Genomic DNA, 19,694 nt, shown 5'->3' on the forward strand with positions numbered 1-19,694 from the left:
TTGCCGGGTGGCGCTGCGCTTACCCGGCCTACGTTCCTGGTTTTTGCAGGCCGGGTAAGGCGAAGCCGCCACCCGGCATAAAGAGATTTCCCATGCCACATCTTTCCACCCGCATGCTTCAGGGTCTGCTGACTCTCCTGCTCACGCTGTTCGGGCTACTGCTGGTCACGTTTGCGCTCTCTGCCTTTTCCCCGGTCGATCGCGTATTGCAGATCGTCGGCGATCACGCCAGCCAGTCCACTTACGATCAGGTTCGCCACCAGCTTGGGCTGGATCGGCCTCTTCCCGTACAGTTCTGGCACTACCTGCAAAACCTCGCTCACGGGGATTTAGGCACCGCCAGCGCTACCGGTCAGCCGGTATTGCAGGACCTGCTGCACGCCTTTCCCGCCACGCTGGAACTGGCAACGCTGGCGCTAATTATCGGCACGGTACTCGGCGTGATTGCGGGTGTACTGTGCGCCCGCTACGTCGGTTCGCCACTGGACTTAGCGATCAGAACGCTCACCCTGCTTGGCAATTCGGTGCCGATATTCTGGCTCGGACTGCTGATGCTGGCTCTGTTCTACGCGAAACTACAGTGGAGCGCTGGCCCCGGCAGGCTGGACGACATCTGGCAATTCACCGTTGAGCCACGAACCGGATTTGCGCTGGTTGATACCTGGCTTTCCGGCGACCGCGAGGCGTTCCGCAACGCCATCAGCCACCTGGTGCTGCCGGTGCTGCTGCTGGCCTACTACTCGCTGGCAAGTATCACCCGCCTGACGCGCTCCGCCTGTCTGAGCGAGATGAACAAAGAGTACATATTGCTCGCCCGCGCCAAGGGCGCCGGAGAGATGACCATCCTGCTGCGTCACGTGCTGCCGAACATTCGCAGCACCCTATTGACGGTGATTGCGCTGGCCTACACCAGCATGCTGGAGGGCGCGGTATTAACCGAAACCGTCTTCTCATGGCCGGGCATCGGGCGCTACCTCACCACGGCCCTGTTCGCCGGTGACACCACCGCCGTGATGGGCGGCACGCTGCTGATTGGCGTCTGCTTTGTTCTGATCAATAACCTTACCGACCTGCTTGTGCGGGCGACCGATCCCAGGGTGCGCTAATGCCGTTTTATCTCTTCTTACGCCGCCTGCGCCGCTCCCCTGCCGCGTTTTGCGGGCTGATCGCCATCGCGCTGCTGGTGCTTATTGCCCTGTTAGCACCGTGGCTTGCGCCGCATGACCCCAACTGGCAGGACGCCGCCGCGCGTCTGCAACCGCCCAACGCGCAGCACTGGCTGGGTACCGACAGCTATGGGCGGGATCTGCTCTCCCGATTAATCTACGGCACCCGTCCGGCACTGGGGCTGGTGGCCTTAGTCACCGTTATTACCCTCCCCGCCGGTCTGCTGGTGGGGATTTTGTCAGGCTACTACGGCGGCTGGATGGAGCGCATCCTGATGCGCTTTACCGACGTGGTGATGTCGATGCCGCGCCTGATCCTCGCCTTCGCGTTTGTCGCGATGCTCGGCCCCGGTCTGGTGAACGGCGCGCTGGCGCTGGCCTTAACGACCTGGCCTGCCTATGCGCGCCAGGCGCGCAGTGAAATCCAGCGTCTGCGCCACAGCGATTATCTGGCCGCCGCGGAGATGATGGGCATTCGCGGCCCGCGCCTGCTGGTCGGCCATATTCTGCCCCTGTGCCTGCCCTCCGCGATTGTACGGCTGGCGCTGGATCTGGCCGGGATCATTCTGGCCGCCGCCGGGCTGGGCTTCCTTGGCCTGGGCGCACGTCCACCGATGGCGGAATGGGGCGCGATGATAGCCGACGGCATGCAGGTCATTTTTGACCAGTGGTGGATTGCCGCCATTCCAGGCGGGGCGATTCTGTTTGCCAGCCTGGCCTTTAACCTGCTGGGCGATGGCCTGCGCGACGTACTGGAGCCACAGCATGACTGAACACCGCGTCATCGTCGATGCGCTAAATATCGACTACCCCGCCGCGCGCGTGGTCAACAACCTGAGCTTTACGTTAGGCAACGAGCGGCTGGCGCTGGTGGGAGAATCCGGCTCCGGCAAGTCCATGTCTGCCCGCGCCCTGATGGGGCTGGTGCGCAAGCCCGGCATCGTGAGCGCTAAGCGGCTTAACGTGCTTGGCAACGACCTGCTGACCCTGAACAGCCGCCGCTGGCAGGCGCTGCGCGGCAACGGCATTGCGATGGTTCTACAGGACCCGCGCTACGCGCTAAACCCGGTGAAAACCGTCGCCGCCCAGCTTGATGAAGCGCTGACCCTCCATCAGCGCCTGCCCCGCGCCGAACGCCTGGCGCGCATTCACGATATCATCCGCGCCGTGGGGCTGAACGAGCACGTGCTCCAGCGCTATCCCGGCGAACTCTCCGGCGGCATGGGCCAGCGCGTGATGATCGCCATTGCGCTCGTCAACAACCCACAGGTGCTGATCGCCGACGAACCGACTTCCGCGCTGGACGCACGCCTGCGCAACCAGATCCTGGAGCTGCTGGTACAGCAGTGCGAGGCGCGGCAGATGGCGATGCTGCTAATCAGCCACGACTTGCCGCTCGTCGCGGAACACTGTGACCGCGTGCTGGTGATGTATCAGGGTGAGAAAGTTGATGAAATGGCGGCGAGCCAGTTGCCGCAGGCAACCCATCCCTACACGCGCACGCTCTGGACCTGCCGCCCGAACGCCGGGACCTTTGGCCAGATGCTGCCGACGCTCGACCGTTCGCAACCGTGGAAGGAGGCCGACAATGGCACTCGTTGAGGTTAACCAGCTCCGGGTGAGTTTTGGTGAAAAAACGGCGGTTTCCGCCGCCAGTTTTGCGATCGAAAAAGGCGAAACCTTCAGCCTGATCGGTGAATCCGGCTGCGGCAAATCGACTCTTCTGCGCGTGCTGGCGGGGCTGCTGCGCGAGTGGCATGGCCACATTTCCGTCCTCGGGGAAAATTTACGGCCAGGACGACGTTTTGAAGGCGCGCTTCGCCGTAACGTGCAGATGGTGTTCCAGGATCCGTGGGCGTCTTTGCACCCGAACCACACCATTGACCGCACCCTGTCGGAGCCGTTAAACATCCACGGCGAACCCCAGGTTGCCGAAAAGGTGGCGGATGCGCTGCAACAGGTGGGTCTGGCTGCCGACGCCAGCAGGCGTTACCCGCATCAGCTTTCCGGCGGACAGCGTCAGCGCGTGGCCATTGCCCGCGCGCTGCTGCTGCGCCCGCAGCTTCTGCTGCTGGATGAACCGACCTCGGCGCTGGATATGTCGGTACAGGCGGAGATCCTGAACCTGCTCAACCGCCTGAAGGCGCAGCACGGCATGACCTACCTGCTGGTGAGCCACGATGCGGACGTGATTGCGCATATGTCCGACCGGGCGGCATTTATGGCGCACGGGAAGATCCAGCGGGTATTTGACCGTGAAGCAATGTTGCGGGGGGAGCACAGGATGGGGTAAACCGTGCGGCGGCGAGTGCCGCACGCATTTCGTAGGCCGGGTAAGGCGTAGCCGCCACCCGGCAAAACGTTACTTCAGCAGCTTCACCGTGGCATCGATGTCGATCTCATCTTCAGTGAAGATCAGCGTCGTGTTCTGGAAGGTAGTGATCGCCAGCTTCTTCACCGTGCGCATTTCGCCCGGCTTTTTCTCGGTTTTGGGTTTGATGCTGTTCATCAGCAGCCCCACCGACAGCACCGCATTCTCTTTGTCGATTTTGGTCTCAACGGGCTCTTCCTCGCTGAACACCACGAAGGATTTAATTGAGGTGAGCTTCACGCGCTCGCCCGCAATATAAAGATGCTTACTCTCCGGGATCACCTTCACCGCATACGCGGAAAGGCCTTTGCTGTTGGTGGTTGGCTCGAAGGTCACCGCCGCATCTTTCTTAATCAGATCAGGGTTGGCGACCTTAATCACATGAAAATAGCGGTTGTCGCCGTTTTCATCTTTGATAAATCCAAAGCCTTTATCTTTAAACCACGTTGTGATTGTACCGTTCATCGCTGTTACCGCCTGTCAGATCTCAAGACTAAAGTTTTGCAGCGCGCAGTGTAATGCACAATGGCTGACGAGACAAAAAAAAGCCCCTGCACGGGAGCAGGGGAAAGTTCATGTCAGAGCTTTTTAGTATTGTGTATTTAGTTGAACACCATCCCACCATCAATCAGCAGCGACTGACCGGTCATGTAGTCGGAATCCGGCCCGGCGAGGTAAGAGACGCAGGCGGCCACGTCTTCCGGCTCGGACAAACGGCCAAGCGTGATGCGTTTGGCAAAGGTTTCCGTCCCGTAGCCAAGCGGTTTACCCGCCGCCTCGGAGACCTGACGGTCGATTTCCGCCCACATCGGCGTTTTGACGATCCCCGGGCAGTAGGCGTTAACGGTGATCCCCAGCGGCGCGAGATCCCGCGCGGCGGTCTGGGTTAAGCCGCGCACCGCGAATTTACTGGAACTGTAGACGGCCAGCTCCGGGTTACCGGTGTGGCCCGCCTGGGAGCAGGCGTTGATGATCTTGCCGCCGTGCCCCTCTTTACGAAACGCGTCAATTGCGGCCTGAATGCCCCAGATCACCCCTTTCACGTTGATGTTGTAAACCTTGTCGACAATCTCCGGCGTGATGGATTCGATGGGCGTGGACGGCGCCACCCCGGCGTTATTGACGATGACGTTAAAACCGCCCAGCGCGGTGCGGGCTTTTTCCACCGCCGCGAACACCTGCTCGCGGTCAGAGACGTCCACCTTCACGGCGACGGCCTTCCCGCCGTTACGGGTGATCTCATCCGCGACCGCTTTCGCCGTCTCTTCGTTGTAATCCGCAATAGCAACGGCAAAGCCGTCCTTCACCAGGCGAAGCGCGATCGCTTTGCCAATCCCCTGGCCGGAGCCGGTTACGAGAGCCACTTTTTGCATTTCTCTGTCCTTATATTGATTCACAAAATCTGGCTGAGATGGAGCTGGCCCATCAGCAGCGGGTTATCGCTGTAGTCGACGGGAATGGCCACCACGGCCGGGCCATCGACATCCATTGCCGCACGCAGCGTCGGTTCGAGCGCATCGGCGCTCTCGACGGCAAAGCCTTTCGCACCGAACGCGTCGGCATAGGCTTTGAAATCGACCGGGCCGAACTCGACGCCGGAAAGCCTCTGGTATTTTTTCTCTTCCTGGATGGCCACCATGTTGTAGGCGTTATCCACCCAGATGATGTGCAGCACATTGGCGTTGAGGCGTACGGCGGTTTCCAGCTCCATGCTCGACTGCAAAAAGCCGCCGTCCCCGGAGACCGAGACCACCTTGCGCCCCGGGTTGACCAGCCACGCGCCAATAGCCCACGGCAGCGCCACGCCCATGGTCTGCTGACCGTTGGAGATCATCACCTGACGCGCCCGGAAGCTGTAGAGGTAGCGGGCGATCCAGATATGGAAGCTGCCCATGTCGACGGTGAGCGTCACGTCGTTGTTCACAATGTCCTGCATGGCGCGCACGATGCGCAGCGGATGCAGGGCAAACTGGTTAAGCGATGCGCCGCGACGGTCGAGGAGGTCCCGCTGATGCTGGCGATCGACAAGAATTTCCGAGGCGCGCTGGCTGAGTTCAAGTTTGTGCTCGATTCGACTGGCAAGCAGATTCAGCGTGGCGGCAATATCCCCGACCAGTTCCAGATCGGGAACATACTTGCGCTCCTCATAAGCGGGCAGCACGTCAATGTGCACCAGCGTCGCGTCGCCGCTGTTCCACATGGACGGCTCGTATTCCACCGGGCTGTAGCCGATGCAGATAATCAGGTCCGCCAGATGCAGCAGCCGGTCGCCCGCCTGGTTGTTAAAGAGGCCGACGCGTCCGGCGAAGCGGGTGAAGTGTTCCTGATTCACCGCCCCGGCGGCCTGATAGGTGCTGGTGACCGGAATACGGCTTCTCTCCAGCAGCTTATGCAGCGCGGCGCTGTTGGCGGGCTGGCTGGCCATCAGGCCGAGTAAGATGACCGGGTTTTTGGCCTTCGCGATAAGCTTCGCCACGTCGTTGATGGCTGACTCCGGCGCCGGGCCCATCAGCGCCGCGGTGCTGGCGGGTAAAATCGCCCCCGTGGTGGGCTGGTCGACAATATCCTGCGGCAGGCTGACAAACGCCCCGCCCGGCCTGCCCTGCTCGGCAGCGCGAAACGCGTTCGACACCACCTCGGCAATCGCGTCCGGTGAATTAACTTCGACGGCGTATTTGGTGACCGGGCTGAACATGGCGACGGTATCCATGCTCTGGTGCACCAGTTTCGCTTTATCTGCCCGCTTCACCGCCCCGCCCAGCGCCACCACCGGGTCACCTTCGCTGTTGGCGGTGGCGATGCCGGTGATCAGGTTGGAGCAGCCCGGCCCGGAGGTGACCAGCGCGACCCCGGCCTTACCGGTTAGCCGCCCTACCGCTGCCGCCATAAACGCCGCGTTCGCCTCGTGACGCACCGGGATAATCTCGATGGAGGAGTCCAGCAGGGAGTCAAAGACCTTGTCGATTTTTGCGCCCGGTATGCCGAACACCTGCTTCACACCCTGCGCTTCCAGCTGGCCGACAACCATATCGGCGCCGTGCGCCCACTGACGTGACTGTTTCTCACTGTTCACGGTAGTTCTCCTGTTAGTTTTCGACGGCGCGGATAGCCGCATCAAGGTTGCTGGGGTGCAGGTTGGCCTGTAAAAACGCGCTGTCGGCGGGCAGGTCAATCATCAGCTTGTGGATTTCGCCGAAGGTGAGCACGCCGTTCTCCAGCTGATAGTCGAGCAGGTGGCCCCCGCCCTGACGGTCGTCGGTGATAAAGTGTTCGTGATAGCCCGCCACGTTAATGCCCTGCATATGCTGCGGGGTGCGGAACCCGACCAGCACGCCCTCGCGCTGGTTAAAGCGGAACACCGGCTGGTCATCCAGCACGTCGGTCATCGCCCGGTACGGCGGCGTCTGGCGCGGTACGGTGCGGGTGTGCGCGTGGCGGAAATTGCCGTCGATGCGCAGCGCGCAGAACAGGTTATCGGAGGGGATTTGCTGGTCGATCACGTCGTGGATCTGCTGACGGCTGACCGGCCCGTCGAAGGCTTTGCGGTACTGCGGCTGGAACCAGGTCATCACCGCGAACGGCGTTTTTTGCTCCGGCTTCGCGGCGCGGGCGCTGCCGTCGGCGCGCAGCTGGTACACCTGGCTGCTGAAGGCAATCATTTCACCGTCCAGCTCGTTAAAGGTACCGAGACCAAAATCACCGTGTGCCAGCAGGTCGGCGATGGTCGTCTCCCCTTCGTAGACGCCGCTTAGCAGGGCGCTCATTAGCGATGTCTGATAGATCACGCTGTCAGGATGCTGAGCCGAGAACCCACGCAGGGTCTCGCATAAACTCGCCTCACAGTCGCATGCAGATGAATGCATCATCATGCCCGTCCTCTTCAACTTTATTTATAAAGGTTAAATAAATGTTGACCCGATTCAGCAGAGAGTTCCAATATAGAATCCATGCTGGTTTGAGACGTTTTTGATATGGAACTTCGTTATCTGCGCTATTTTGTCGCGGTAGCACGCGAGCGACACTTCACCAGGGCGGCCAAAGCGCTGGGTATTTCACAGCCTCCTCTGAGTCAGCAGATCAAACGGCTCGAAGAGGAAGTGGGCACGCCGCTGTTCAGGCGCCTGACACGGGGCGTGGAGCTGACCGAAGCGGGAGAGGCCTTCTATGAGGACGCCTGTAAGATCCTGGCGCTGAGCGACGCCGCGCTGGAGAAAGCCCGGGGCATCGCGCGCGGGCTGAACGGCAGCCTGTCGATTGGCATCACCAGTTCAGATGCTTTTCATCCCAAAATCTTCGCCCTGATTCGCCAGTTTCAGGTGCAGAACATGGCTGTGCAGGTTCACCAGGTGGAAGCCAATATGTCGTCGCTGACGACGATGCTGGCGGAGGGTGAGCTGGATATCGCCTTTGTGCGCCTGCCGTGCGAAAGCAGTAAGGTGTTCGAATTAAAAATCCTCGATCGGGAGCCGATGGTGGTGGCGCTGCATCGCGATCATCCTCTGGCGGCATGTGGCGATCTGGCGCTGGATGAGCTGCGGGATACGCCGGTGGTGCTGTTCCCCCAGGAGGTAGCACCGGGGCTGTATGACCGCGTTTACGGCAGCTGCGAGCGGGCCGGGATCGATATGCAACACACGCTGCAATCTTCACAACTTTCCTCTTCCCTGAGCATGGTCTCCGCCGGCGGCGGGTTCGCGCTGGTGCCGAAATCCATGGCCGCTATTTCTCCGCCGAATGTCACCTACCATGCGCTGCGCTCACCGGAGCTTTATACCGATATCGCGCTCTGCTGGCGGCGTTTTGAGCGTTCGCGGACGGTGAAGCGGTTTCTGGCGATGATGAGCGAGGGGTAGCTACGGTGTGGCTGTGCCCGGCGGCGCTGCGCTTGCGCGGGCCTACGGTTCGTGTCGCGGGTTGGTTGGCTTGTTGGCGGTTTTGTAGGCCGGGTAAGGCGCAGCCGCCACCCGGCAATGCCCTTTGGAAGCCGCCTCGCAAACTTTTAAGCAACCTTATGTAATTCAGGGGCATCCCTTTTCATCCCTTCTCCGCGGTCGTAAAGTGCCTGCGTTGCGGCACATCCGTAACCGGGCGTAGGAACCCGTTAGCATGACATGACATTTTTTTTGGACAACGAGGATGCTAAATGGCGACTACCCCTGGATTTTCATACGTACACGCTGAAGAAAGCGCTGTTCATCACCTTCTTCACCTTCAACTTCCCGATTCTGCGGATCTCTTTGAACTGGCTGGCACCTGTGCGGCGTACGTGAGCGTACTGGTGGAAACGGACGATGCGGTGACATTTGCCACGCTCTGTAAGCAACTGCTGGCTGCGCTAAAACGAATGCGTGAGCGCTGTGACTCGGAACTTCCGCCGTATCTGGTGGAACAGCTAATTGCGGGGGAAAAGATCGCCTCCTGCGTACCGGACTGCTGGCAGGATACGGCGTTGCAGGTGGATTATGCTGTGGCGTTAACGCTGGCGGTAATGGGCGGGACGTTGCCTGTGAGCGTGGCGAAAGAACTCACCGGGCTGCTGCATGATATGGTCTGGCTGCTCGCCGAGTTTGTGAAGGAGCCTTATATAACGGCGCACTGAAATAAGTAGTTAGCCATCTTAACTTTTTATTTTTTAGGCTAGAATTTTTCAAAAAAGATTTCACATCCTTGTCACACACTTAAAGCTTTAAGAAAGCGAAGAATTATTACCACATAAGATATAGACGAAGTAGCATAATTACCTTCAAGTGTTTAGGGACAAGAAATACTGGTCGCTAAAACCAGTATTTCTTGATCCAATTAGCTTTCTAACTGAGCTAAATAATTTTGAATGTAACTCATCGTTGCTGTTGTTTTTTCTACATTTGTAAACAACCTCGCCAGATAAGCGCCATCATGAAATTGCGTGAGGTAAATTTCCGTAGTACTAGTGAGAGCGTTGAATTTCCGTTCAATCTCATCTTCATCATACATTGCAATAGTTCTAGACTTCCATGCATCATCTAATTTGAACATCATAGCAGACAAATATCTATTACCATGAGTTAGGATTCCATAGAGCTTTTTATCCCTTTGTCTATTTATACTGGCGAGCTTTTCATGAACTTTTCGCTCGATCATTTTATTGAAATTAACCACATTTATTACTTTCACTCCAGAAACAGAAGAATTAAAAGTTGAGCGATATAACGAACCATCAAGGTTTTCAAAGAATTTACCACGCTGTGATTTCAAGGTTACAACTGCACTTGGTGTACCATTTGCGCAAACTAAAGCATTTAGCGCTTCATCAATCGTTATAACCTTCTCACTACTAACTTGTATTTCATTAGTTCTCAACAACTGATAAACGTATCCTTCAACAATTAAATCCTTATTAAGCCTAACTTGTTCACTTTCTTGGGAAGCAAAATCCCTACCTAACACACGGTTTTGATGATTATTTGCTCGAGTGATATTTTTCACTAAATCATTATCATCAGTGACGATAAATCTTGCTTGCAACTTAATACTTCTAAGATACTCTTCTGATAAATCGTGCTGTTTGGAAATAAGACCTATAGAGCTAACTGTTTGAGCACCATTAATAATACTTATATCGTGAAACGTAAAAAGACCTCGTGCGTTATCAGATGTATTTCTTCGATGTGGGCTAGCCTCACGAACTAATACAGTTATACCGTTATTATAAAACCAAAAATTATTCGGTTCGTCTGATATAGTTTTCTTTATCGAGTCATTAACATCTGTTTGCCCAAGAATATTACGTATATTCTTCGAGAAGAGTTGTGTTCCATGTGTAGACCACCACTCAGAGATTTGTTCGCCAGTAACCACCCCAAAATATGCATTATGTGGCTCTGTTATTTTCCCATACTCCATAAGCTCAACATCTTCAAGATTAATTGCTGATAATGACTGCCCTTGGATTGCGCTGGAAATATCTTCTGCAGAAAAAAGATGAACCTGAAAAGGGTAATCTGATGAAGGCATTGAACTAACATTAACACATGCATCATCATTCAATTCTGACTGCCAAGATTGCATGTCAGATAATATTTGGTTTGCGGCTCCAGTCTTGCCGGTATGAGCCATAACAAAATAAAATTTATAATCTATAGAATCCAGAGCTATTGAAATATCCTGTGAAATAGCTGAAAGACGCTCATCAAATCTGTAATACTCTTCTCTTTGTAAGCATGAACAGGCATCTTTAAACCTTAAAAAATCAGTTAATGACCAAGTGTTATTTCCGCTTTGGTTATACTTAGCTTGAACACAAATAAGTTTTTTTTCAACATGTGAAACGTATATTGCGTCAATTCCACCATCATTTGAACTATCACATACTGCATGACTAGCCTCGACGTCATCAGTAGCTCCGTAGCACTGTATTGCAAATGCCGCAATTGCTCGACTAGTCATTTTTTCTACATATTGGCTACTTCCCGGCGCACATTCTCGAGTATCAAGATGAGGTTCAAATCGTTCGAAGAGCTTTTGTCCTATACGACGGGCTTGGACACCAGCAGTAGCTGAAGCTGGGACACTATTGGCTGCCTGAGGGATTTCTGTGACAATTGTCATTTACATTTTTCTCGATATAAAAACAATGTTAATATAGAAAAAATAAATAAAATGCCATGAAGCACATCAATAATTTCGTATTTTCGATTTAAAGTCCAGGTATGCAAACTTCATTCAAATAACCTTAAAGTAAACTGGTGATTAAAAAACCACCAACCTCATCTATAAGATCCAAGCTCCGTCGTTGTCTATACTCAACTCATAACAGACAACGGAGTGCGCCATGCCTTTACCCGACTTCAAATCCTCTGAACCTTATACCCTCGGCATTGAGCTCGAACTCCAGGTGGTTAACCCGCCGGGTTACGATCTGAGCCAGGACTCCTCTGCCCTCATCGCCGCCGTCAAAGACGACATCAAAGGGGGGGAAGTCAAACACGACATCACCGAAAGCATGCTCGAAATCGCCACCGGCGTGTGCCAGACCATCGACCAGGCAGCGGCGCAGTTTTCAGTGATGCAGCAGAGCATCCTGCGCGCGGCGGAAGATCAGCATATCCAGATCTGCGGCGGTGGGACGCATCCGTTCCAGAAATGGCAGCGGCAGGAAGTGTGCGACGACGAGCGCTATAACGTCACGCTGGAGCGCTTTGGCTATCTGATTTTGCAGGCGACGGTGTTCGGCCAGCACGTACACGTCGGCTGTCGGACCGGGGACGACGCCATTTACCTGCTGCACGGCCTGTCGCGCTTTGTGCCGCACTTTATCGCCCTGGCCGCCGCATCACCGTATATGCAGGGCACGGACACGAAGTTCGCCTCATCGCGTCTCAACATCTTCTCGGGCTTCCCGGATAACGGTCAGATGCCGTGGGTCAACAGCTGGCAGGAGTTCGAGGGGCTGTTCCGCCGCCTGAGCTCCACCAGCATGATCGACAGCATTAAGGATCTGCACTGGGACATCCGCCCCAGCCCGCACTTCGGCACCGTCGAGGTGCGGGTGATGGATACGCCGCTGACGCTCAGCCACGCCATTAACATCGCCGGGCTTATTCAGGCGACGTCGCACTGGCTGCTGACCGCGCGGCCGTATAAGCATCAGGAACGGGATTTTCTGCTCTATCGCTTTAACCGTTTTCAGGCCTGTCGCTACGGGCTGGAAGGCATTCTGACGGACGTACATACCGGCGAGCACAAAACCGTGGCGGAAGATATCGCCTGGCTGCTCGAGCAGGTTGCGCCGTCGGCCGAGAAGCTCGGCGCGACAAGCGCAATCAATGAGATTGCCCTGCTGTTAAAGCAGGGCAAGAGCGAGGCGCAGCGCATGCGGGACTTTATCGCCGATGGCGGCTCGCTGATTTCTCTGGTGCAGAAGCACTGTGAGCTGTGGGCGACGAGTCCGTAAGGCCGTGGCCCCACTCGCGCAGGCGCTGGAACAGCACGAACAGCGCCGGGATGAACACTATCCCCACCACGGTCGCCACCAGCATGCCGCTGAACACCGTAGTGCCGATGATGCGGCGGCTCTGGGCACCCGCCCCGGTCGCCAGCATCATCGGCAGGACGCCGATAATGAACGACACGGCGGTCATCATTACCGCGCGGAAGCGGCGCGATGCCCCCTCCCGTGCGGCATCGACAATCGCCATTCCATCCATGCGCCGGGCGCGGGCAAACTCCACGATAAGAATTGCGTTCTTGGCGGCGAGGGCTATCAGTAGCACCAGACCTATCTGCACATACACGTCGTTGGCGTAGCCCGCCAGCCACAGCCAGACCAGCGCCCCGCCGATGGCGAACAGCACCGAGAGCATCACGCTCGCCGGCAGCGTCCAGCTCTCGTACTGGGCGACGAGGAACAGCCACGCCATCACCACCGCCGCCAGCACGATCCATATCGCCTGATTGCCGGTCTGCTGCTCCTGATACGACATGCCGCTCCAGGCGTAGTCGTACCCGGCTGGCAGGTTTTCCGCCAGAATCTCGCCCATCGCCGCCATTGCGGTGCTGCTGCTCACCCCTTCCGCTGCCGAGCCGCTCACCGATACCGACGGGAACTGGTTGTACTGCTGTATAAATGGCGCGCCGACGGTCGGCGTGATGGTGATGAGGTTGCTCAGACGCACCCGCTCGCCGCTGTTGCTGCGCACGAACAGCTCGCTGATTTGCTCCGCGCGCTCGCGCCACTGCATCTCGTTCTGCATCACTACGTGGTAGACGCGGTTGTTGACGCTGAAATCCCCGGCGCGCGTGCCGCCAAAGGCGGTTTGCAGGCTGCTGAAGATGCGTGACACCGGCACGTCGAGGCGGGCCGCGCGCTCGCGGTCAACGGTGAGCGTCATCTGCGGCACGTTGCTGCTCCAGGTGGTGAACACGCGGCTCAGCTGCGGGTGCTGGTTGGCTTTCGCCAGCACCTCACGCGTCACGCGCTCCAGCTCCGCCGGACTTTGCCCCGCCTGCGCCTGAATGCGCAGGTCGAAGCCGGAGGCGTTGCCCAGCCCCGGCAGCGTCGGCGGCGCAAAGGTCATGATGGTGGCTTCCGGCAGGGCCAGCAGCTGGCGCTGAAGGATGCCCATCACCTCATCCAGCGGCGGACGCTCGCTCCAGTCTTTGAGCATGATGGAGATAAACCCGCCGTTCGATGCGCTGGTGCCGTTGAGGATGTTAAACCCGGAGACCTGAATCACGTCTTCTACCGCCGGGTTGTTAGCGATCAGCTCGCGCGCGGTGGTCATCACCGCTTCGGTGCGCTCCAGCGAGGCTGCCTCCGGCAGCTGGACGCTGGCGAAGAAGTAGCCCTGATCCTCCTGCGGCAGGAAGCCCTTTGGCATCGACATAAAGCTGAATACCACCACCGCCGCCGCGCCTGCGGTGGCCAGCAGCGCCAGCCACGGGCGCAGGTTTAAAACGTTCACGATGCGGGTGTAGAAACCGCGCGTGGCGTCCAGCCCGTGGTTAAAGGCGCGATAGAGTGCCGCAGGTTTCTCCGGTCGCGGGCGCAGCAACAGCGCGCACAGGGCGGGCGTAAGAGTCAACGCCACCAGGCTTGAGAGCGTGACGGCAGTCGAGAGCGTCACCGCGAACTGGCGGTACAGCTCGCCGACAATCCCCGGCAGGAGCGCCACCGGCACAAACACCGCCAGCAGCACCAGCGTGGTGGCAATCACTGGCCCGGCGATCTGGCGCAGCGCCAGCGCGGTCGCCGCCGTACGGCTCTGCCCTTCCGCCATCAGCGTTTCGACGCTCTCCACCACCACGATGGCGTCATCCACCACCATGGTCAGCGCCAGAATGATAGCGAACAGGCTCAGCGTATTGGCGGAGTAGCCGAGCGTATAGAGCACCGCGAAGGTGCCCACCAGCGACACCGGAATGGCAAGGGCAACAATCAGCGTCGCGCGCCAGCTTTGCAGGAACAGGGACACCACGACCACCACCGCCAGCATCGTCAGCGCCAGCGAGACGCCAATCTCTTTGATGGTGGCGGCCACAAACGAGGTGGTGTCGAATTTGACTTCATAGACCAGATCGTCCGGGAAGCGCGTGGATAACCGTTCCAGCTCCGCGCGCACCGCATCGGCCACGCGCAGGGCGTTAGCGGACGGCGTCGGGTAGATGCCGAGGTAGGCGGAGTCGTGCCCGTTCAGCTGCGCGCCAGAGCTGTAGCTGCGCGAGCCAAGCTCGATGGTGGCGACGTCCTTCAGGCGCACCAGCTGCCCCATCTCCCCGGCGCGGATAATGATGTTGGCAAAGTCGTCGGCCTGATTTAAGCGCCCCAGCCCGTTAATGGTCAGGGTCTGCTGCTGGCCGTTAAACACCGGCGGCGTGCCGACCTGGCCTGCCGCCCCCTGCACGTTCTGCTCGCGCAGCGCCTGCGCCACGTCATCGCTGGTCACGTTCAGGGCGTTCATGCGGTCCGGGCGCAGCCAGATGCGCATGCTGTAGTCCCGTGCGCCAAACATCTGTACCTGCCCGACGCCCGGCAGACGCGACAGCGCCTCGCGCACCTGGGTGCTGGCGTAGTTGCTGACGAACAGCGGCGTGTGGGTGTTGTTCGGTGAGTAAAGGCTTACCCCCATCATCAGGTTGGTGGCGCGCTTGCGCACCTGCACGCCGTTTTGCTGCGCCTCGGTCGGCAGCTGCGCCACGGCCTGCGCCACGCGGTTCTGCACGTCGATGGCGGCGAGATCCGGGTCGGTGCCTGCCGCAAAGGTAATGTTCAGGCTATAGCTACCCTCGTCCGAACTGGTGGACTCCATATAGAGCATATGATCCACCCCGTTCAGCTGGGTTTCCAGCGGCGTGGCGATGGCCTCCGCCACGTCAGCCGAGCTGGCGCCCGGCCATGACGCTGACACATTCACGACCGGCGGGGTGATCTGCGGGTACTGCTCCACCGGAATAATCCTCAGCGCGATGGCCCCCAGCAGGGTGATGACCAGCGCAATCACCATCGCAAAGCGCGGGCGTTTGATGAAAAACGTCAGCATGATGGCTCCTTAATTCAGTATCTGGACGGCAACGCCTGGCTGCACGCGCTGCGCACCGTCAGTAATCGCTCGCTCACCGGGCTTCAGGCCGGAGGCAATCTGGAACTGCTGGCCGATCTGTACGGCGACCTTCAGCGGACGCATTTCGGCTTTATCCTCGGCGTTAACCACCCATGCGAAGAACCCGTCGCCATTCTGCTGTACGGCAGCGGCGGGCAGAGTCAGCACTGGTTGCTCACTTGACGGACGCAGGTAGACGTTCACGTTGCCGCCGGGCAGCAGCTGATGGCGCGGGTTGGCGAACTCGGCGCGCAGCATCACGCTGGCGGTGCGCGGGTCGATGCGGTTGTCCACGGAGGTGAGTTCCCCGCTGATGCGCTGGCCGTTGCTGTCAATCAGCGCCTGCCAGGCCTGCTTCATGGCGCTGATATCCGCATGCTGTCCGGCTTTAGTGGCAAACGTGCCCTCTTCCAGCGCAAAGGCAATGCGGATGGGATCGAGCTGCACCACCTCCACCAGCACACCGCTGGCAGGATTTACCAGGCTGCCGACGTGAAAGTTGCTGTGCCCCACGCGCCCGTCAATCGGTGAGGTAATACGCGTGTAGTTGAGGGTGACGCTGCGGGTGTCGAGCCGGGCTTTCGCCTGCTCCAGCGCGGCGCTCGCTACGTCGCGCTGCATGCGGGCGTTGTCCACGTCGTGGCGGCTGATGGCGTTGCTGCTGCCCAGGCTTTCGAAGCGTGACAGCTGCTGCTGCGCCTGACGCAGCGTGGCTTCGGCGCTTCTCACTTCGGCCTGCGCCAGACGCAGGGCGGCGCGCGGCTCGGCGTCGTCCAGTTCGAACAACACGTCGCCTTTTTTCACGTACTGCCCGTCGCGGAAGTGGATTCTGTTGATGACGCCTTCCGTGCGGGCGCGCAGCTCAACGGTGTGGATAGCTTCAATGCGACCCGGGATCTGACGCTCGGCGGCGTGGGCGGTCTGCTCCACGGTAGCGACACGCACGGGAATGGCCGCGGCGAATGCGGGTGGCAGGGTGCAGGCGAGGAGCGCGAACAGGAGTGGGAATTTCATGGGAGTACCTCGGCGTTGTTTTCCCTCACCCCGGCCCTCTCCCACAGGGAGAGGGAGGTCAGAGTTCCCTCTCCCTGTGGGAGAGGGTTAGGGTGAGGGCAAAAGGTTATGCAGCCTTACGGAACCTGCGGGTCAGTCGCTTCTCGATTTCGACGACGAAGAACATCACGCCCGCCACCGCCAGCGTCACGAACCAGTAGCGCAGCGGCAGCGCTTCGGTGCCGAACAGCATCTGCATAAACGGCAGGTAGATAATCGCCGCCTGGAGCAGGAACAGTACGCCCGTTACCAGCCAGATCCCTTTGTTCGCCAGCAGGCCGCGGTTCAGGGAGAACCCGTCGGTGTTGCGGCAGTTAATCATGTATACCCACTGGGCGCAGACCAGCATCTGCAACAGCACGGTGCGGATGAACTCCGCGCTGTGGCCGCGCGGGGCCAGCCAGGCTTCCAGCGCAAAGGCGGCGATGGCAATCATGGTGCCGACGAAGGCCACGCGCCAGACGGCGTAGGCGTCCATCACGTGCTGCCCGGTCTGACGCGGCGGGCGGCGCATAATGTTGCGCTCGGCGGCCTCGAAGGCCAGGCCGAAGGAGAGCGTGGCGGAGGTCGCCATGTTCATCCACAGGATCAGCACTGGCGTCAGCGGAATGATGTTCCCCGCCAGCAGCGCAATCACAATCAATAGCCCCTGCGCCAGGTTGGTCGGCATGATGAACAGAATGGTCTTCTTCAGGTTGTCGTAAACGCGACGTCCCTCTTTCACCGCGCTGGCGATGGTGGCGAAGTTATCGTCCGTCAGGACCATGTCCGCCGCCTCTTTGGTCACTTCCGTGCCTTTGATGCCCATCGCGATACCCACGTCCGCCTGGCGCAGCGCCGGGGCATCGTTCACGCCGTCACCGGTCATGCCGACGATTTCGCCTTTGTCCTGCAACGCTTTCACCAGGCGCAGCTTATGCTCCGGGCTGGTACGGGCGAAGATGTCATACTTCACCGCCGCTTCCGCCAGCTCGGCGTCGTCCATCTTCTCCAGCTGGTAGCCGGTAACCGCCTGCTCGCTGTTGGTGATCCCCAGCATCTGGCCGATGCTCATCGCCGTCTGCGGGTGATCCCCGGTGATCATCTTCACGCGGATCCCCGCCTGCTGGCAGGCGTTAATCGCCTCAATCGCTTCCGGACGCGGCGGATCCATCATCCCGGCAATGCCGAGGAAGATCAGACCGTGGCTCAGGTCGTCGTGAGTTAATGCCTGCTCGCCGTTCGCTGGCTTGAACGCCGCGGCGACCATGCGCAGCCCCTGACGCGCATAGCGCTCCATCTCCGTTTCCCAGTACGCGCGGTCAAAGGCTTGCGCACCGTTGCGGGTCTGCTGCTGCTCACACAGGGCGAAAATCACGTCCGGCGCGCCGGTAATCAAAATCTGCTCCTCACTGCCAATCTGGTAGTGGGTGCTCATGTACTTGTACTGAGAGTCGAACGGGATCTTATTAACCAGCGTGGTCACGACCGGCTCGAGGTGGGCCTTGGCCGCCAGCACCTTCAGCGCGCCCTCGGTTGGCCCGCCGGTGATGCCCCACAGGCCACGCTCGTCCTGAATCAGCTGGCTGTCGTTACACAGGTCGATGGTGCGCAGGTACTGCTCCAGCACAGTGCCCGGCTGGATCTGCACCGGCTCGTCGCTGCCTTCGAGGTAGATGTTGCCCACCGGCTCGTAGCTGTTGCCGTCCACGCGATAGCAGGTGTCGGCGGTGATGATGGCTTTCACCGTCATCTCGTTCATGGTCAGGGTGCCGGTTTTATCCGAGCAGACCACGGTCATCGCGCCCAGGGTTTCAACCGTCGGCAGCTTGCGGATAATCGCCCGCTTGCGCGCCATCGCCTGCACACCCAGGGAGAGGATAATGGAGATAATCGCTGGCAGACCTTCCGGTACGGAGGCTACCGCCAGGCTAATCAGGGAGAGCAGCAGCTCGCCCATCGGGATCTCGCGGAACACCAGGCTGAAGACAAACAGCGCGGCCATCATCGCCAGAATGATGGCGAAGATCGCTTTGCCCAGCTTGTCCATCTGCACCAGCAGCGGGGTGCGGTGTTTTTCAATGCCCGCCATCATCTGGTTGATGTGGCCGAGTTCGGTCTCCTGGCCCGTGGCAATGACCACGCCAACGCCGCCGCCCGCGCTTACCGTCGTACCGGAAAAGACCAGGTTCGTGCGGTCGCCCAGCGGTAATTCGCCGTTCATCGGGTTCGTGTGTTTATCCACCACGGTGGATTCACCGGTCAGAATTGCCTCTTCCACGCGTAAATTATGCGCTTCGATTAAGCGCATATCCGCCGGTATACGATCTCCTGCGCGCAACACAATAATATCGCCCGGGACGATTTCCGTCGTCGGGATAGTTTCATGGTTGCCGTTACGAATAACGCGCGCCTCGCTGGAGAGCATATTGCGAATACTCTTCAGGGATTTTTCCGCGTTACTTTCCTGAATGTGGCCAATTAAGGCATTGATTACCGCCACGCCCAGAATAACCAGCGTATCAACCCAGTGTCCCATTACTGCCGTTAATACGGCGGCTGCCAGCAGGACGTAAATCAGGACATCGTTAAAATGCGCGAGAAAACGCAGCCAGCCCGGCTTGCCTTTTTTCTCCGGCAGCGCGTTCGGGCCATGCTTCTGTAAACGCGCCTGCGCCTCGGCACGGTCCAGGCCATTAGCCTGGCTCTGCGCCTGAGCAAGCACCTGCTCTACGGTCTGCTGGTACGCCTGCCCGCCTGCGGGTGGCATATTCTGCGAGAAATTTTTTTTGGTCATGGTATTTTTCCTTCAATATCCGGTGGACGGAAGCCGGAATTCCTTTCTGGCTTTAAATAATTCATTTTTAAGTCTTGCGGGTTAAATTGATCTACCGCAATATATTGACTACCCGGTTATTCAAAACTGATTAAAATTATTTCGACGCGTTGATTTTTACAAAATATTTCTAAACCAACACTAAACGAGGAGGAAGCATGTTTGGTATTTATCGCGGACGGCGTCTGGCGTTATACATTGTCGCAGCCATT

The 19,694-nt window shown here is 58.5% G+C and carries 15 protein-coding genes; 7 read left to right on the top strand and 8 right to left on the bottom strand.

The window, feature by feature from the left end; genetic code table 11:
• Positions 1 to 92: 92 nt before the first annotated feature.
• From SK54_RS17765 to SK54_RS17780, 4 genes are read left to right on the top strand one after another with little or no spacing between them, the layout of a single operon-like run.
• Positions 93 to 1,106: an ABC transporter permease gene (locus SK54_RS17765; RefSeq protein ID WP_017382536.1), complete on the top strand. Its 1,014-nt coding sequence runs from the start codon at positions 93 to 95 to the stop codon at positions 1,104 to 1,106.
• On the top strand, positions 1,106 to 1,939 hold the full coding sequence (locus SK54_RS17770; protein WP_023296077.1) for an ABC transporter permease: 834 nt from the start codon (positions 1,106 to 1,108) through the stop codon (positions 1,937 to 1,939). The genes SK54_RS17765 and SK54_RS17770 overlap by 1 nt, the downstream gene beginning before the upstream one ends.
• Positions 1,932 to 2,768 (top strand): ABC transporter ATP-binding protein, encoded by an 837-nt coding sequence (locus SK54_RS17775; protein ID WP_023296076.1) that lies wholly within the window; start codon positions 1,932 to 1,934, stop codon positions 2,766 to 2,768. Before SK54_RS17770 ends, SK54_RS17775 begins: the two co-directional genes overlap by 8 nt.
• Entirely contained in the window at positions 2,755 to 3,459 is a 705-nt protein-coding gene (locus SK54_RS17780) for an ABC transporter ATP-binding protein (protein WP_048247694.1), read from the top strand. Before SK54_RS17775 ends, SK54_RS17780 begins: the two co-directional genes overlap by 14 nt.
• Before the next feature lie 69 nt (positions 3,460 to 3,528).
• Here SK54_RS17780 and SK54_RS17785 read toward each other — a convergent pair whose 3' ends face one another.
• The 4 genes from SK54_RS17785 to budA form a co-directional block, all read right to left on the bottom strand.
• Positions 3,529 to 4,002 (bottom strand): cold-shock protein, encoded by a 474-nt coding sequence (locus SK54_RS17785; RefSeq protein WP_015571193.1) that lies wholly within the window; start codon positions 4,000 to 4,002, stop codon positions 3,529 to 3,531.
• Between the two features lie 137 nt (positions 4,003 to 4,139).
• A complete protein-coding gene (locus SK54_RS17790) occupies positions 4,140 to 4,910 on the bottom strand; it encodes a (S)-acetoin forming diacetyl reductase (RefSeq protein ID WP_003858846.1) in 771 nt (256 codons plus the stop codon).
• Between the two features lie 20 nt (positions 4,911 to 4,930).
• Positions 4,931 to 6,610, bottom strand: coding sequence for an acetolactate synthase AlsS (gene alsS, locus SK54_RS17795; RefSeq protein WP_017694359.1), 1,680 nt, complete (start codon positions 6,608 to 6,610; stop codon positions 4,931 to 4,933).
• Positions 6,611 to 6,623: 13 nt separating this feature from the next.
• A complete protein-coding gene (budA, locus tag SK54_RS17800) occupies positions 6,624 to 7,403 on the bottom strand; it encodes an acetolactate decarboxylase (protein WP_026080550.1) in 780 nt (259 codons plus the stop codon).
• 105 nt (positions 7,404 to 7,508) lie between these two features.
• Between budA and SK54_RS17805 the strand changes: the two genes are divergently transcribed.
• Complete coding sequence (locus SK54_RS17805; protein ID WP_003858850.1) at positions 7,509 to 8,390, top strand: LysR family transcriptional regulator; 882 nt, start codon at positions 7,509 to 7,511, stop codon at positions 8,388 to 8,390.
• A 290-nt stretch (positions 8,391 to 8,680) separates the two neighbouring features.
• Positions 8,681 to 9,136, top strand: coding sequence for a hypothetical protein (locus SK54_RS17810; protein ID WP_048247696.1), 456 nt, complete (start codon positions 8,681 to 8,683; stop codon positions 9,134 to 9,136).
• Positions 9,137 to 9,336: 200 nt separating this feature from the next.
• Here SK54_RS17810 and SK54_RS17815 read toward each other — a convergent pair whose 3' ends face one another.
• Entirely contained in the window at positions 9,337 to 11,124 is a 1,788-nt protein-coding gene (locus SK54_RS17815) for an AIPR family protein (protein WP_048247698.1), read from the bottom strand.
• Between the two features lie 223 nt (positions 11,125 to 11,347).
• Here SK54_RS17815 and SK54_RS17820 point away from each other — a divergent pair, with 223 nt between their 5' ends.
• Positions 11,348 to 12,469 (top strand): YbdK family carboxylate-amine ligase, encoded by a 1,122-nt coding sequence (locus SK54_RS17820; protein ID WP_015571201.1) that lies wholly within the window; start codon positions 11,348 to 11,350, stop codon positions 12,467 to 12,469.
• Here SK54_RS17820 and SK54_RS17825 read toward each other — a convergent pair.
• The 3 genes from SK54_RS17825 to SK54_RS17835 all read right to left on the bottom strand — a co-directional run bounded on the left by SK54_RS17825 (position 12,399) and on the right by SK54_RS17835 (position 19,443).
• Positions 12,399 to 15,554 carry an efflux RND transporter permease subunit gene (locus tag SK54_RS17825; protein ID WP_032634062.1) on the bottom strand — a complete coding sequence of 1,052 codons (3,156 nt, stop codon included), beginning with the start codon at positions 15,552 to 15,554 and terminating at the stop codon, positions 12,399 to 12,401. The two genes, SK54_RS17820 and SK54_RS17825, sit on opposite strands and share 71 nt — an antisense overlap.
• Before the next feature lie 9 nt (positions 15,555 to 15,563).
• Positions 15,564 to 16,628: an efflux RND transporter periplasmic adaptor subunit gene (locus tag SK54_RS17830; protein WP_048247701.1), complete on the bottom strand. Its 1,065-nt coding sequence runs from the start codon at positions 16,626 to 16,628 to the stop codon at positions 15,564 to 15,566.
• A gap of 106 nt (positions 16,629 to 16,734) precedes the next feature.
• Entirely contained in the window at positions 16,735 to 19,443 is a 2,709-nt protein-coding gene (locus SK54_RS17835) for a cation-transporting P-type ATPase (RefSeq protein WP_048220290.1), read from the bottom strand.
• Positions 19,444 to 19,694: the final 251 nt, after the last annotated feature.

Origin of the sequence: Enterobacter sp. MGH120, assembly GCF_001037725.1 — a bacterium.
Lineage (GTDB): Bacteria > Pseudomonadota > Gammaproteobacteria > Enterobacterales > Enterobacteriaceae > Enterobacter > Enterobacter hormaechei_C.